Source organism: Xanthomonas sp. NCPPB 2933 (assembly GCF_056725225.1).
Genome location: NZ_CM161518.1, coordinates 5,397,275 through 5,411,570, shown reverse-complemented (window position 1 = coordinate 5,411,570; position 14,296 = coordinate 5,397,275). Strand labels below are relative to the sequence as shown.

Sequence of the window (14,296 nt, the reverse complement as noted above, 5' to 3'; positions counted from 1 at the left end):
CAAAGTATGATCATCTGTTGCTGGCTGCGGCGCGCAGAAAAGCGCCGTGCTCGCAGCCCGGTAGTGAAAAGAGGATGGGCCAGACTAGCACCGAGGGCAGGGTTTTCCCAGACTTATTCACAGGTCCATCCACAGGCTGCTACCATCCTCACCTGCGGTAAAGCGTTTGGGGAGTTGACCGGCGCTGTAGAGGTCCTATAGAATTTCCGGTTCTATTCGTCTCCATCCATGCAGAGGGCCCCATGGCCACCAAGCGTACTTTCCAACCCAGCAACCTCAAGCGAGCACGCGACCATGGCTTCCGCGCACGTATGGCAACTGCCGACGGCCGCAAAATCCTGGCACGCCGCCGCGCCAAGGGCCGCAAGCGCCTGAGCGCTTGATTGCCGCGCCGCTCCCCGCGGCCGAGGCAGTCCCTACCGTGAACGCATCGAACCCGTGCAGGCGATTTCCTCGCTCTGCGCGGGTTCGTACGCGTGCGCAATATACGGTCGTTTTCGATACTGCACGTCGCACCTCGGACCCGTTGCTCAGCCTGCACTGGCGGACCGGCGATACGCCGCCGCGCCTGGGTATGGCGGTGTCGCGCAAGGTCGATACGCGTGCGGTTGGACGTAACCGCATCAAACGCGTGTTGCGTGATGCCATGCGGCACCTGTTGCCCGAGCTGGCCGGTGGCGATTACGTCATCGTGGCGCGCTCGGCCGCCGCAAAAGCGACCAATCCACAGATTCGCGACGCCTTCCTGCGTCTGCTGCGCCGTGCCGGCGCATTGCCCCTGCCTGCTGCGCCCGGCACAATGCCGCCCGCCAGGACGATGCACCCATCCTCCCTTTCCCCGACAGAGCCGGAACCCAGTTCCGACTGAGCGAGTTGCTGCCCGATGAACCAGACCCGTGTTTTCCTGATTTTTGCCTGGCTGATGGTCGCGGCGTTGCTGTGGATGGAGTGGGGCAAGGAGAAGACGGCTGCCAATGCGCCGGCTGTGGCAACGACCCAGTCGGTGCCGGCTGCGCGCGATCTGGATGCAGCTGCGACCGCGGCCAATGTGCCGGCGGCCCAGGCCATCCCGCAGGCGGGCGTGCCAGGCACGGTTTCAGCCACCAGCACTACTGCGGCAACTCCGGCCGCTGCCGGGGCTGCGCCGGTGGTCACCCTGACCTCGGACGTGCTGCGTCTGAAGCTGGACGGCCGCAGCGTGCTGGATGCCGAGCTGCTGCAGTTTCCGCAGACCAAAGACGGCACCGCGCCGGTCAGCCTGCTGACCGAAGACGCCGCGCACCCATACAACGCCACCAGCGGCTGGGCCAGCGAGCATTCGCCGGTACCGGGCGTGGGCGGCTTCCGCGCCGAACAGCCGGGCACCGCGTTCGAACTGGCCAAGGGCCAGAACAGCCTGGTGGTGCCGTTCGTATGGAATGGCCCCAACGGCGTGTCGATCCGCCGCACCTTCACCCTGGAACGTGGTCGCTACGCGATCTCGATCAAGGACGAGGTGATCAACAAGAGCGGCGCGCCGTGGAACGGCTACGTGTTCCGCAAGTTGAGCCGGGTGCCGACCATCCTCAGCCGCGGCATGACCAACCCGGATTCCTTCAGCTTCAACGGTGCGACCTGGTATAGCCCGCAGGAAGGCTACGAGCGTCGCGCGTTCAAGGACTACATGGACGACGGCGGTCTGAATCGCCAGATCACCGGTGGCTGGGTGGCGTTGCTGCAGCACCACTTCTTTACCGCGTGGATTCCGCAGAAGGACCAGGCCTCGTTGTATGTGCTGAACCAGGACGGCCCGCGTGACGTGGCCGAGCTGCGTGGCCCGGCCTTCACCGTGGCGCCGGGACAGACCGCCAGCACCGAGGCGCGCCTGTGGGTGGGCCCGAAGCTGGTCAGCCTGATCGCCAAGGAAGACGTGAAGGGCCTGGACCGTGTGGTCGATTACAGCCGCTTCTCGATCATGGCCATCATCGGCCAGGGCCTGTTCTGGGTGCTGAGCCATCTGCACAGCTTCCTGCATAACTGGGGCTGGGCCATCATCGGCCTGGTGGTGCTGCTGCGCCTGGCGCTGTATCCGTTGTCGGCCGCGCAGTACAAGTCCGGTGCCAAGATGCGCCGCTTCCAGCCGCGCCTGGCGCAGTTGAAGGAGCGTTACGGCGACGATCGCGTCAAGTACCAGCAGGCGACGATGGAGCTGTTCAAGAAGGAAAAGATCAACCCGATGGGCGGCTGCCTGCCGCTGCTGATCCAGATGCCGATCTTCTTCGCGCTCTACTGGGTGCTGGTGGAATCGGTGGAACTGCGTCAGGCGCCGTGGCTGGGCTGGATCCAGGATCTGACCGCGCGCGATCCGTACTTCATCCTGCCGGTGCTCAACATCGCCATCATGTGGGCCACGCAGAAGCTGACCCCGACACCGGGCATGGACCCGATGCAGGCCAAGATGATGCAGTTCATGCCGCTGGTGTTCGGCGTCATGATGGCCTTCATGCCGGCCGGCCTGGTGCTGTACTGGGTGGTCAACGGTGGCCTGGGTCTGCTGATCCAGTGGTGGATGATCCGCCAGCACGGCGAGAAGCCGAGCAAGATCATCCAGGCCAACGCCAAGTGATATGAAGAAGGCCCGCCGCAAGGCGGGCTTTCTGCATGCGCGCCTGCAAGCCACGTCTCTGACCACACGCCGTACCAACAGCCTATGTCTTCTTCGCCATCGACCATTGTTGCCATCGCCAGTGCTGCCGGAACCGGAGGCATCGGCATCGTGCGGCTGTCCGGCCCGCAGGCTGCGCAGATCGCCGCCGCGCTGGGCATTGCCACGTTGCAGCCACGGCACGCGCGCTATGCACGCTATGCACGCTTTCGCGATGCGCAGGGCGAGGTGATCGACGACGGTATCGCGCTGTGGTTTCCGGCGCCGCACAGTTTTACCGGCGAAGACGTGGTGGAGTTGCAAGGCCATGGCAACCCGGTGGTGCTGCGGCAGGTGGTGGCGCGCTGTATCGCACTGGGCGCACGGCAGGCACGCGCGGGCGAATTCAGTGAACGTGCGTTTCTCAACGGCAAACTCGATCTTGCGCAGGCAGAGGCCATCGCCGACCTGATTGCCGCCGGCGATCTGCGCGCGGCGCGTGCCGCGCGGCGCTCGCTGGATGGCGTGTTCTCGCGCCGCGTCGATGCAGTCAGCGACAGCCTCACGCGGCTGCGCATCCACGTGGAGGCGGCGATCGATTTTGCCGATGAGCCGCTGGATACGCTGGGCGGCACGCAGGTGCGCGATGGGCTGACGCAGGCACGCGGCTTGCTCGCGCAGTTACTGCGCGATGCCGAACGCGGACGCAAATTGCGCGACGGCCTGCATGCGGTGTTGATCGGTCCCCCCAATGCAGGCAAGAGTTCCCTGCTCAATGCACTGGCCGGCAGCGAGCGCGCCATCGTCACCGACGTCGCTGGCACCACGCGCGACACATTGCAGGAAACCATCCAGCTCGATGGCTTCGAACTGACGCTGGTCGACACTGCGGGCTTGCGCGATGGCGGTGATGCGATCGAACGCGAAGGCATGCGCCGCGCACGCGCGGAACTGCAGCGCGCCGACCTGGCGCTGATCGTGCTGGATGCACGCGACCCGCAAAACGCACGCGATGCGATCGGCGATGCCATTGATGCGGTGCCGCGGCAGTTGTGGATCCATAACAAGTGCGATCTGCTGCTAGATGCTCTGAAACTCGATAGCGATGCAATCGCGGTCTCTGCAGTGACCGGGCAGGGTTTGGAGCAGTTGCACGTGCGTCTGCGCGAACTCGCACTGGGCGATGGCGTAGAAAGCGTGGAAGGCGAATTCTCCGCACGCACGCGGCATGTCGAAGCACTGCGTCGCGCCGAACAACACGCGGATGCGGCGGATCTGGAACTGGGATTCGAACAACTCGAACTGGCCGCAGAAGAACTGCGCCTGGCGCATGAAGCGCTGGGCGAGATCACCGGCAAGCTGAGCGCCGACGAGTTGCTGGGCAAGATCTTTTCGAGTTTTTGTATTGGTAAGTAGAACGGTTGCTCGGCGCGACAGATGTTCAGGCGATGTCATCGCTCGCTACTGGTGCGCTGCATAACCAATCGGTTTCGGGAACAAACATTGAGCCCCGCATTACGCGGCCACACGCTCCGTTGTCGACATCGATAATCGGCGAACGCTTGCAGCAACGCTGCAAGCCGACTTACATCACACCCGGCAACACCGTCTGTAGCGCGGCGTTTTCCGCATCGCACGTTGGCGATAAGGCCGTAGTTGCGGGTTTTTTTGCGCTTGCCTGCGCGATCTCGCGGCGTGCGGCGGCCATGTCTTTCTGGAACTCAGGGTTGTCGTGCAATGCGGCGACGGTGGCCGCGCCCATGATGCGGCCCTGAAGGACATCGCTCTGCCAGTGCACGTTGCAGACCAGGCGGCTGTCGCCGAAGGCATGGCCTCGGGCGAGTAGGGCGTCGCGTTGTGCGGGGGCGAGTTCGGCCAGGATCAGGCCCCAGCTCCAGCCGATGGCGGTGTGGCCGGAGGGGTAGGAGCCGTTCTTGCGCAGCGCGGCGTCGTCGGCGGGCGTGCACATCGGTTGGTCGTTGCGCATGAACGGTCGCGGGCGTTGATAGCGTGCCTTGGCCGCGCTGCTGCTGCTGCTGGCGTCGCGCATGCTGCGTTCGAGCAGACGCAGCAGGTGCGGGGTATGAGCCTGGTCGATCTGGATGCCGAGCGCGCAGCTGAAGTGGCTGGCGGCAGCGGGGAAAGTCAGTGCGGCGTCCTGTGTGGCCAGGTTCCAACGCGGTGTGCCCCGCAACGCGAGCATGGCCTTGGCGATGGCTTCGTCGTTGGCCAGCGCGGCGCTGCCGTCCTGCGGCGGTGGCGGCACCAGGCGCAGGCTGTCGGGCAACTGTTCTTTTTCAAGATATCCACGCGCATCGGTGGCGATCACCGAGCCTGTCGGGGCTGCCTGCTCCCGCGCGCTCAGCATGCCGCTGCCGACGACCAGCGCGGCGATGGCGATGCCGGTCAGCGTCCGAGGATAAGAGCGAGCACTGCGATGCGACATGGACCAACCCTCAACAACGCGCATGGAAGAGCTCGCAGATTACGACGCGCAGATGACATGTGCATGCCAGCGCAACGCAGCACTGGCGCGGGATGCGCAGCGACTGTCGCAGCACTGTCATGTCCCGGTCGCATCGGCGCAAGACAGCTGTCGCACGCTTGCCGTCATCTTTTGACTCGTCCCCCATGCCGCTCATGCCCAAGACCCATCTCCTAAGTGCCGCCGTTCTTACCGCGCTCGTGTTGTCGCCGGCTGCCCATGCCGCCGATCCCGAGGTGACTGCCGATACCGGCACGACCGTGCAGCAACTCGATGCGGTCTCGGTGATCGGCCAGGGCGAAACGCGTCAGGTGCAGCGCATCACCCAGCAGGACATTCCGGTGTTGCCGCCGGGCACCAGCATCCAGAAGCTGCTCAACCGCATGCCGGGCGTCAACGTGCAATCCAACGACGCCTTCGGTGCCAACGAAGAGTCGCAGACCATCAGCCTGCGCGGCTTCAACGGCACGCGCCTGGGCTATACGCTCGACGGCCTGCCACTGGGCGACAACGCCTACGGCAACTACAACGGCCTCAACATCAGCCGCGCGCTGATCGCCGAGAACTTCGGCGGCGTGGAGCTGGCCTCGGGCATTGGTGCGCTGGGCACCGCCTCCACCAGCAACCTCGGCGGCACCATCCAGTACTACTCGGCCGATCCGTCCAGCGTGTTCGGCGGGCAGGTCTCGCAGACGGTGGGGTCGGACGCAAACCGCCGCACCTTCCTGCGCGTGGATACCGGCGATTACAACGGGTTTTCGGCATATGTGTCGGGCATCAACGCCGAAGCCGATATGTGGGCGCGCCCGGAGTCGCCGACCACTACGCGGCAGTTCAATGCCAAGGGTGTGTATCAGTTCGACGGCGGCAAGTTGACCGCGTTCGCCGATACCTCGCGCACCTCGCAGGCGGATTATTCGTATCTGTCCAAGAGCGGCATGGCGCGTGGCCTGGGTTGGGACTGGAATCTGTACGCGCCGGACTGGAACCGTGCGCTGGCCGCTGCGTATTGCGCACCGGCCACGCGGAATGCGGCACGCTGCGGTTTCAGTGGCGGCGTGGACAACGTCGACGATGCCTACTACCAGAGCCGCGCATTGCGCGACGACGATCTGTTCTACGTGGCCGGCGATTTCCAGCCCAACGATGCGATCAGCCTGCACACCCAGGTCTATCACCACGAAAACAAGGGTCAGGGACACTGGTGGTCGCCGGGTCAGGCATCCAATCCAGGCACGCCGCAGGCATTGCCGATTTCGATTCGTAGCACCAATTACTGGATCAACCGCACCGGCGGCATCGCCTCGCTCGGTTGGAATCTGGGCCCGCATCACCTCGAAGCCGGGCTGTGGTACGAGCGCAACCACCACGATGTGGAACGCAATTTCTACTGGATCGATGGCCCGGTCAGCGACGACAAGTTCCTGCAGGATCCGGACCGCCGGTTGTTCTCGCAGAACTACGTCATCACCACCCGGCAGTTCTACGTGCAGGGCAATTTCAAGTTCTTCGATGAGCGCCTGAGCGTGGACCTGGGCATCAAGAGCCCGAGTACCGAAATGACCGCGCGCGAGACGCCGGGCGTGGCGGTGGAAGCGCCGGTGGCGACCGGCTCGATCAAGGCCAGCGAGTCGGTGCTGCCGCAGATCGGGCTGGGTTATCGCCTGGCCGAAGGGCAGGAAGTGTTCGCCTCGTATGCGGAAAACATCGCCGCGTTCCAGGGTGGCGGTGCCGGCGGTCCGTTGCTGGTGACGCAGGCCTCGTTCGATGCCAGCATTGGTGCGCTGGAGCCGGAAAAGTCGCGCACCATGGAAGCCGGTTATCGCTTCGTGCGCGATCACTTCGAGGCATCGCTGGTCGGTTATGACGTCACCTTCGACAACCGTCTGCTCTCGCTCAATCCCTGCGCCAGCATCCAGCAGGGCACCACGCCTGCGTGCACCACGCGCTTCTTCAACGTGGGCTCGGTGAGCAGCCGCGGTGGCGAACTGACCGTGATCTGGAAGCCCACCAGCTACCTGCAGTGGTACAACTCGGCCTCGATCAACCGTTCGACCTACGACGACAACTACGTGCAGAACGGTGTGACCATCGCCACTGCCGGCAAGACCACGGTGGATACGCCCAAGCGCATGTTCGCCAGCGAAATCGCCTTCAACTACGCCAACTGGAACGTCAATCTACGCGGCAAGTACACCGGGCAGCGCTATTACACCTACACCAACGACCAGGGCTTTGGTGGTTACACCTCGTTCGACGCGGGCGCCGGGTACGACTTCGGCCAGGCTGGCGTGCTGCAGGGCCTCAAGCTCTCGCTCAACGTGACCAACCTCACCGACAAGCGTTACGCGTCCAACCTCACCGCGTTCGCCAACAGCGATCCGAATGGGCGTCAGCTGGCGTTCCATGCCAGCGCGCCGCGGCAGGTGTTTTTGACGTTGGATGCGAAGTTCTGAGTCAGGGATTGGGGAATCGGGATTGGGGATTCGTAACGGCGGGTCTTGCTGCTGCTTACGGATTCCCGATGTTGATCGACATAGATAGTTTTAAAGTGGCTGACAAGACTTAGCGCGTGGTTGTCAGGCGGGTGCGGACGATGCGGAGAAAGCGGGATGTACGCGTCGCATATCCCGCACCGCCAATCGGCCGCGTTCGTCTGGCGATCACGCCTTGGTTTTGATGGCTGCTTTTTCGTTGGAGAAATGCATGATGCAGTTCCACCGTGTTCTAGTGTTGGGAGCGATGATGGTCGGCATGAGCGGCCCCGCAGTGGCAGAAGCGCCGTTGGCGAAAACGGTGCAGATCTTTGCGCACCGTGGTGCCAGCGCGTTGCGCCCGGAACACACGTTGGCCTCCTACGCCAAGGCCATTGTCGATGGCGCCGATTTCGTCGAGCCGGATCTGGTGTCGACCAAGGACGGCGTGCTGGTGGCCCGGCATGAGAACGAGATCGGCGGCACCACCGATGTGGCCAGCCATCCGGAGTTCGCCGCGCGCAAGACGCGCAAGACCATCGATGGCCAGCCGATGGAAGGCTGGTTCACCGAAGACTTCAGTCTTGCCGAATTGAAGACGTTGCGCGCGCGCGAGCGGCTGCCGCAATTGCGTGGCACGCGTTGGGATGGGCAGTTTCAGATCGTGACCTTCGACGAGATCATCGATTTTGTCGCAGCCGAATCGGCAGCGACCGGGCGCACCATCGGGCTGATTCCGGAGATCAAGCACCCGAGCTATTTCAGTGCGCTGAAGTTGCCGATGGAAGACAAGGTGCTGGCGAGCTTGCGTGCGCATGCCTACACGCAGACGGCGCCGGTGGTGATCCAGTCATTCGAGACCGGCAATTTGCGCTACCTGCGCGGCAAGATCGGACGCACCAGCAACATCCGTCTACTGCAGTTGCTGGGTGGCGCGCAAATGGCGCTGCCCGATACGGGTGTGGGCAGTGCGCCGCGCACCTACGGGCAGATGATCACGCCCGAAGGGCTGAAGCAGATCGCCAGCTATGCCGATGCGATCGGCCCGGATATCCGCAGCATCATTCCGTTGGATGCGCAGCAACGCCTGGGTACGCCGACCAGCCTTGTGCACGATGCGCATGCGGCCGGATTGCAGGTGCAGCCGTATACGTTCCGTCCGGAGAATTATTTTCTGGCGATCAACAATCGCAGTGCTGGCGCGGTGACCGAGCGTAACGAGGCGGGCGCTTTGGCCGAGCTGAAGGCGTATCTGGATGCCGGTATCGATGCGTTCTTTGCCGACGATCCGGGACTGGCGCGGCGTGCGTTGAACGAGCGTCAGTAACGGCGCGTCCTCGCAATCAGCCGTTGTAGGAGCGTGCCTGCGCGCGATGAGGCGTTACCGATAACGCCCCATCGCGCGCAAGCGCGCTCCTACGCTCCCGGCGGTCGCTCGCGTGGGGGGAAATGCAGCACCACGTTGTGCGAGCCGTCTTCCTGGCGTTGCCATAGCACCGGCACCTGGCGCGGCGGTGGCGGTTCCAGCACGTCGCGCTCGGCGGTGCTGACTTCCCAGGCGGCGTCTTCGTCCTCGTCGTCCCAGCTATAGCGCGGCTTGGCTTGTTGCGGGTCGCGCAGGCGCAGCAGCAGTGCGGCGATCAGGCCGGCCACGGCGCCGCCCAGGTGCGACTGCCAGGACACGCCGGCCTCGTGCGGCAGGATGGTCAGCAGCATGCCGCCGTAAAACAGGAAGGCGATCATGCTGGTGGCGATTGCCGGGCGGTCGCGGCGCAGCAGGCCGAGCACGAACACCAGAAACATCAGCCCGTGGGTGACGCCGCTGGCGCCCAGGTGGCGGCTGCCGGGTTCGCCCAGCAGCCAGGCGCCCAGGCCCGAGCCCAGCCACAACAACGGCAGCGCCATGGCGGTGGCGCGCGGATACACGCTACCGGCCAGCGTGCCCAGGATCAGCAGGGCGGCCGCGTTGGCGCCCAGATGCGCGAGCGAGCCATGCAGCAGCGGTGCGGTGAGAATGCCGAGCAGGCCGTCGGCCTGTAGCGGTGCCACGGCCCAGGCGCGCCAATCGAACATGCCCTGGGCGGTGAATACCGCCACCAGCAGCAACACCGCGGCCAGGCTGAAGTTGAAGGCACGCAAGACCCGGGAGCGATCCAGGCGGTCTTGGGTGGTGGCGTCGGCGGCGGCAACAGGATGCTGTGTCATGCCTTCACGGATGGCGTCACCCGGGTTTTTTTACAAGCCTATCCGGCGCGGGATAAGCAGGCCCGGCGACGGGATAATCCACTCCTGGGGCCGGTCCTTGGTGCATCGGCCTGCGCCGCATCACGGATGCCCCGCAGCTTGGCTGCAGGGCCCTTGCCCGCCCACCCTCGCGGGACACGCCGCAAGTACGTCCGTGTAGGCTCTTACGCGGCATCCATGCCGCGTAAGGTCCCGCGACGGTGGGCGGGCAAGCACCAGTGGAGACGGTCGGTGCGCTAGATGCGAGCAGCGCACGCGGCGCTGCCATTCACGAATCCCCAATCCCCAATCCCGGCCCGTCAGTGCCGCGCCGGCTTGGGCGGACGCAGCAGGCTCAGCACGATGGTGAAGATCAGGATCAGCACCACAGCCGCCAGCGAGACCAGCACCGGGATCTTGTACAGATCGATGATCATCATCTTGGTGCCGATGAACACCAAAATCACTGCCAGGCCGTACGGCAACAGGTGGAAGCGGTCGGCCATGCCGGCCAGCAGGAAGAACATCGCGCGCAGGCCCAGCACTGCGAACACGTTGGAGGTCAGCACGATGAACGGGTCGGTGGTGATGGCGAAGATCGCCGGAATGCTGTCCACCGCGAAGATCACATCGATCACCGCAATCAGGATCAGCACCACGAACAGCGGCGTGAACCAGCGCTTGCCGTCCTTGATCACGCTTAGCAGGTTGCCGTCGTACTGCGGGCTAAGCCGCAGATGGCCGCGCATCCAGCGCAACACCGGGTTGGCTTCCAGATCCGGCTCCTTGCCGGCGGAGAACCACATCTTGATACCGGTCAGCAGCAGGAACGCGCCGAACACGTACAGCAGCCAATGGAACTTGGTCAGCAGTACCGAGCCTGCAAAGATCATGATCGCGCGCAGCACGATGGCCCCCAGCACGCCGATGATCAGCACGCGCTGGCGCTGTTCTTCGGGCACGCCGAAGTAGGTCATGACCATCAGGAACACGAAGATGTTGTCGACCGCCAGCGATTTCTCGACCAGATAGCCGGTCAGGAACTCCAGCCCGATCCGGTCGGCCGCCGCGTCGCCCATGCTGCCCTGCAGGTACCACCACAGCCCGGCGTTGAAGGCCAGCGCCAGCAGCACCCAGCCGATGCTCCACCAGGTGGCTTCCTTGAAGGTCACCTTGTGCGCGCCGCCGTGGCGCATCAGCACCAGATCGACCATCAGCGCCACGATCACCACGATCGCGAAGCCACCCCATAACCAGACATTGCCAATGGTTTGCATAAAAGAATCCCGAAAAGTGAAACGACCTGGACAGCCGGTGGGCTGAGGCCTTGTGACACGGAAATCGTGGATTCCGGGTGACGGACCTTCGCCTGCGCGGCGAAGGTCTCGCTCGCAACCGGTGTGGGCCGGTTGCCGTTGCACCGGAGCGCCTGATGACAGGGCTCGTAATGACGGCGACAACGCTGGAGCGACTTCCCGAACGATGGCATGACCGCTGCGACGTTCTGTTGGCCGTTCCTGGGAGCTACTCCCCTTCTGAGCCCGATTCTGCGTTGCGGGCTCAGGCACGTCAATCCAGCCGGATACAATGGGCGGATGAATACTCCAGTCCCCGTCGTCCGACTCAAGAATGCCTGGCGCTCCAGCCACCCGTGGATCTTCCAGAAGCTGGTGGAAAAGCCCGCCGCCAAGCCCAAACCCGGCACCATCGTCGATGTGGTCGGCGTGGATGGGGAGTGGATCGGCCGCGGCTTCTACAACGGCCACTCGCGCATTGCCGTGCGCATCCTGGAAACCGATCAATCGGTGCCGGTGGATGCGGGCTGGTTCTCGCGCAAGATCGCCGCGGCGGTGAGCCTGCGCCGCGACTGGCTCAAGCTCGATGGCGTGTCCGACGCCTGGCGCGTGGTGCACAGCGAAGGCGACGGCCTGTCCGGGCTGGTGGTGGACCGCTACGGCGATCTGGTGGTGGTGGAGTTCTTCGCCGCCGGCATGTTCCGCCATCGCGAATGGATCTACGAGGCGCTGCGCGAGCAGTTCCCGGGCTGCCGCTTCCACAGTTTTGCCGACGAACATGTGCAAAAGCAGGAAAGCTTCGATTTCCACAGCAACACCACCACCGAAGCGGCGGTGATCACCGAATACGGCATCAAGTTCCGCGCCGATCCGGCGGGGGCGCACAAGACCGGGTTTTTTGCCGATCAGCGCGAAAACCGTCAGTGGCTGAGCGAGCAGGTCGAAGGCAAGAGCGTGCTGGACCTGTGCTGCAACACCGGCGGCTTTGCGGTGTATGCGGCCGCGCGTGGCGCCTCGGAGGTGCTGGGCGTGGACATCGACGAGGATGTGATCGCGTTGGCCAAGAGCAATGCGAAGCTCAACAACGTACGTCCCAAGTTCGTGCAGGCCGACATCTTTCCGTGGCTGCGTGATGCGTCCAATCGCGGCGACCAGTTCGATGTGGTGATCCTGGACCCGGCCAAGATGACGCGCGACCGCGAGCAGGTGATTCCCGCGTTGAAGAAGTACCTGGACATGAACAAATTGGCGTTGGGCGTGGTCAAGCCCGGTGGCCTGTTCGCCACCTTCTCGTGCACCGGGCTGGTGGCCGAGCAGGAGTTTCTGGACATGCTGCGCCGCGCCTCGTATTTCTCCGGGCGCACCATCCAGATCCTGAAGGTGGCCGGCGCCGGCCCGGACCATCCGTTCATGGCGCACGTGCAGGAATCGCGCTATTTGAAGGCTGTTTTCTGCCGCGTGGTGAGCTGACGTGTGCTGATACTTTGAGCCCGGGGATATGCCGGTGGTGAATGTGGCATTCCTGGTCATGGGACCTATTTCACTAAACAGTTTGATGCGATCACGCATCGGCATGGGTCCGTTGAACAGGAAAATTGCAGGGCATTAGCGTGCCTGCATCAACAAAATGACTCCTGGCAGGAGGGCTGGCGATGAAATACGAGCACGACGAGCGCAAGGTGTTAATTGGGCTATTGCGCCAGATTGAACGCCCCAACCCCAGTCTGCTTGCCAGCAACTGGCCGGTATTCGGCGTGTGGCTGCTGTTTTCCGGGGCCTTCATGTATCTGTTCCAGACCGGCAGCGGCTCGCCGTTGCATCCGTTGCTGCTGGCGCTGGGCTCGACCTGTCTGGGTGTGTTCGGTGCGTGGATCGTGTTCCGCTCGGTGTGGGCGCGGCAGTGGCCGCATGTGCGCGAGCACATCGATGTCGAGAGCGTGCGCGCGCGTTTGGCCGAGCTGGGCGACTAAGCGACCGGCAGACCGACTGCGCACCGTCGCATCCAGGCGCCAGATGCCTGGAGCGCTGCGCACCATCGCGCAGGCTGGCAGATGAGCTGGCGTTGCACTGGTGCAGCCCAGCGCGCTAGCGGATCTGCAACTGGCGCCGATACGCGGCCGGGCTGGCCTGGGCGAGCACGCGAAAATGCCTGCGGAACGATTCCAGCGAGCCGAAGCCGGCGCGTTCGGCGATCCAGTGCAGCGGCCGGTCGGTGGTTTCCAGCAGTTCGCGTGCCAGTGCCACGCGTTCGCGGATCACCCAGTCGATCGGCGACAGCCCGGTGGCTTCGAGAAACTGTCGCTGCAAGGTGCGTTGGCTCAGTGCGGCGCGTTCGGCCAGGCTAGCCAGCGTGTGCGGTTGATCGAGATGGCTGCGGATCCATTCGGTGAGCACCGCAAGCCGGTTCGGTTCGCCGAGCGGGATCGAGCGGTTGACCAGCTGGCTGCGCTCGCCATCGCGCCACGGCGCCAGCACCAGCCGCTGCGCGACCAGGTTGGCCACATGCGTGCCGTAGTCCTTGCGCACCATGTGCAGCAGCATGTCCATGCCGGTGGCCGAACCGGCCGAGGTGAGAATGCTGCCGGTGTCGACATACAGCACGTTGGCGCGCACCTCGATGGCGGGGAAGCGGCTGGCGAGCAGATCGGTGAGCCGCCAGTGGGTGGTGGCGCTGCGGCCATCCAGCAGGCCGGCATAGGCGAGCACGAAGGCGCCCGAGCAGATCGAGGCCAGACGCGCGCCGCGTGCATGGGCGGCGCGCAGTTTGTCCAGCAATGCAGCCGGCGGGCATTCGTCGGGATTGCGCCAGCCGGGGATCACGATCACGTCCGCATCGTCGAGCTGGTCCAGCGTGGCTGGTGGTTGCAGCAGGCAGCCCCCCAGCGTTTTCAGCGCACCCGGTTCGCACGCGCACACCAGGCTGCGATACCACTCCACCTCCAGCTCCGGGCGCTGCGGTGCGAACAGGCCGACTGCACAGCCGAACTCGAACAAGCCCAGTTGCTGATAAGCCAGGATCGCGACCAGGGGCGCGGCGGTGACGTGGGGGGACGCGCGTTCGCTGATTTCGCTCATGGTGCGCATTAAGCCGCGTTTGCAGCGCCTGACGACGCTGCAAGGCGCCTGCGGTGGTGACGAGTGGTTGTGACCACATCGCCGATGGATATGTGGCCGGCACGATTGCAGGGCAGCAAGC

The 14,296-nt window shown here is 64.3% G+C and carries 12 protein-coding genes and 1 other RNA gene; 8 read left to right on the top strand and 5 right to left on the bottom strand.

Going from position 1 to position 14,296, the window contains the following annotated elements; all coding sequences use genetic code 11:
- Positions 1–242 precede the first annotated feature (242 nt).
- From rpmH to mnmE, 4 genes are all read left to right on the top strand, one after another.
- Positions 243–383 carry a 50S ribosomal protein L34 gene (rpmH, locus tag AC1PLU_RS22755; protein ID WP_002805908.1) on the top strand — a complete coding sequence of 47 codons (141 nt, stop codon included), beginning with the start codon at positions 243–245 and terminating at the stop codon, positions 381–383.
- Between the two features lie 38 nt (positions 384–421).
- Positions 422–868, top strand: a complete 447-nt coding sequence (rnpA, locus tag AC1PLU_RS22750) for a ribonuclease P protein component (protein ID WP_039512801.1) — start codon at positions 422–424, stop codon at positions 866–868.
- 15 nt (positions 869–883) lie between these two features.
- On the top strand, positions 884–2,605 hold the full coding sequence (gene yidC, locus AC1PLU_RS22745) for a membrane protein insertase YidC (protein ID WP_481094695.1): 1,722 nt from the start codon (positions 884–886) through the stop codon (positions 2,603–2,605).
- 84 nt (positions 2,606–2,689) lie between these two features.
- On the top strand, positions 2,690–4,039 hold the full coding sequence (gene mnmE / locus AC1PLU_RS22740; RefSeq protein WP_481107318.1) for a tRNA uridine-5-carboxymethylaminomethyl(34) synthesis GTPase MnmE: 1,350 nt from the start codon (positions 2,690–2,692) through the stop codon (positions 4,037–4,039).
- A gap of 169 nt (positions 4,040–4,208) precedes the next feature.
- Here mnmE and AC1PLU_RS22735 read toward each other — a convergent pair whose 3' ends face one another.
- On the bottom strand, positions 4,209–5,069 hold the full coding sequence (locus AC1PLU_RS22735; RefSeq protein ID WP_481107317.1) for an acid phosphatase: 861 nt from the start codon (positions 5,067–5,069) through the stop codon (positions 4,209–4,211).
- Positions 5,070–5,263: 194 nt separating this feature from the next.
- On the opposite strand from AC1PLU_RS22735, the gene AC1PLU_RS22730 reads away from it, so the two are divergent.
- Positions 5,264–7,564: a TonB-dependent receptor gene (locus AC1PLU_RS22730; RefSeq protein WP_481107316.1), complete on the top strand. Its 2,301-nt coding sequence runs from the start codon at positions 5,264–5,266 to the stop codon at positions 7,562–7,564.
- 97 nt (positions 7,565–7,661) lie between these two features.
- On the opposite strand, the gene AC1PLU_RS22725 is transcribed toward AC1PLU_RS22730, so the two are convergent.
- A non-coding RNA gene (locus AC1PLU_RS22725) (sX9 sRNA) lies at positions 7,662–7,737 on the bottom strand.
- A gap of 77 nt (positions 7,738–7,814) precedes the next feature.
- On the opposite strand from AC1PLU_RS22725, the gene AC1PLU_RS22720 reads away from it, so the two are divergent.
- A complete protein-coding gene (locus AC1PLU_RS22720; protein ID WP_481107315.1) occupies positions 7,815–8,909 on the top strand; it encodes a glycerophosphodiester phosphodiesterase in 1,095 nt (364 codons plus the stop codon).
- A gap of 89 nt (positions 8,910–8,998) precedes the next feature.
- Here AC1PLU_RS22720 and AC1PLU_RS22715 read toward each other — a convergent pair whose 3' ends face one another.
- Positions 8,999–9,787, bottom strand: a complete 789-nt coding sequence (locus AC1PLU_RS22715; RefSeq protein WP_481094700.1) for a rhomboid family intramembrane serine protease — start codon at positions 9,785–9,787, stop codon at positions 8,999–9,001.
- A 338-nt stretch (positions 9,788–10,125) separates the two neighbouring features.
- Positions 10,126–11,082, bottom strand: coding sequence for a TerC family protein (locus AC1PLU_RS22710; protein ID WP_006449013.1), 957 nt, complete (start codon positions 11,080–11,082; stop codon positions 10,126–10,128).
- A 318-nt stretch (positions 11,083–11,400) separates the two neighbouring features.
- On the opposite strand from AC1PLU_RS22710, the gene AC1PLU_RS22705 reads away from it, so the two are divergent.
- Together AC1PLU_RS22705 and AC1PLU_RS22700 are read left to right on the top strand one after the other, a co-directional pair.
- Positions 11,401–12,570, top strand: coding sequence for a class I SAM-dependent rRNA methyltransferase (locus tag AC1PLU_RS22705; protein ID WP_481107314.1), 1,170 nt, complete (start codon positions 11,401–11,403; stop codon positions 12,568–12,570).
- A 182-nt stretch (positions 12,571–12,752) separates the two neighbouring features.
- Positions 12,753–13,070 (top strand): hypothetical protein, encoded by a 318-nt coding sequence (locus AC1PLU_RS22700; RefSeq protein WP_481107313.1) that lies wholly within the window; start codon positions 12,753–12,755, stop codon positions 13,068–13,070.
- Between the two features lie 115 nt (positions 13,071–13,185).
- Here AC1PLU_RS22700 and ftrA read toward each other — a convergent pair whose 3' ends face one another.
- Complete coding sequence (gene ftrA / locus AC1PLU_RS22695) at positions 13,186–14,175, bottom strand: transcriptional regulator FtrA (protein WP_481107312.1); 990 nt, start codon at positions 14,173–14,175, stop codon at positions 13,186–13,188.
- Between the last annotated feature and the right edge of the window lie 121 nt (positions 14,176–14,296).

Coding starts and splice junctions, on each gene's coding strand:
- rpmH (WP_002805908.1), top strand. CDS start 243: ATGGCCACCAAGCGTACTTTCCAACCCAGCAACCTCAAGCGAGCACGC.
- yidC (WP_481094695.1), top strand. CDS start 884: ATGAACCAGACCCGTGTTTTCCTGATTTTTGCCTGGCTGATGGTCGCG.
- mnmE (WP_481107318.1), top strand. CDS start 2,690: ATGTCTTCTTCGCCATCGACCATTGTTGCCATCGCCAGTGCTGCCGGA.
- AC1PLU_RS22735 (WP_481107317.1), bottom strand. CDS start 5,069: ATGTCGCATCGCAGTGCTCGCTCTTATCCTCGGACGCTGACCGGCATC.
- AC1PLU_RS22730 (WP_481107316.1), top strand. CDS start 5,264: ATGCCCAAGACCCATCTCCTAAGTGCCGCCGTTCTTACCGCGCTCGTG.
- AC1PLU_RS22720 (WP_481107315.1), top strand. CDS start 7,815: ATGATGCAGTTCCACCGTGTTCTAGTGTTGGGAGCGATGATGGTCGGC.
- AC1PLU_RS22715 (WP_481094700.1), bottom strand. CDS start 9,787: ATGACACAGCATCCTGTTGCCGCCGCCGACGCCACCACCCAAGACCGC.
- AC1PLU_RS22710 (WP_006449013.1), bottom strand. CDS start 11,082: ATGCAAACCATTGGCAATGTCTGGTTATGGGGTGGCTTCGCGATCGTG.
- AC1PLU_RS22705 (WP_481107314.1), top strand. CDS start 11,401: ATGAATACTCCAGTCCCCGTCGTCCGACTCAAGAATGCCTGGCGCTCC.
- AC1PLU_RS22700 (WP_481107313.1), top strand. CDS start 12,753: ATGAAATACGAGCACGACGAGCGCAAGGTGTTAATTGGGCTATTGCGC.
- ftrA (WP_481107312.1), bottom strand. CDS start 14,175: ATGAGCGAAATCAGCGAACGCGCGTCCCCCCACGTCACCGCCGCGCCC.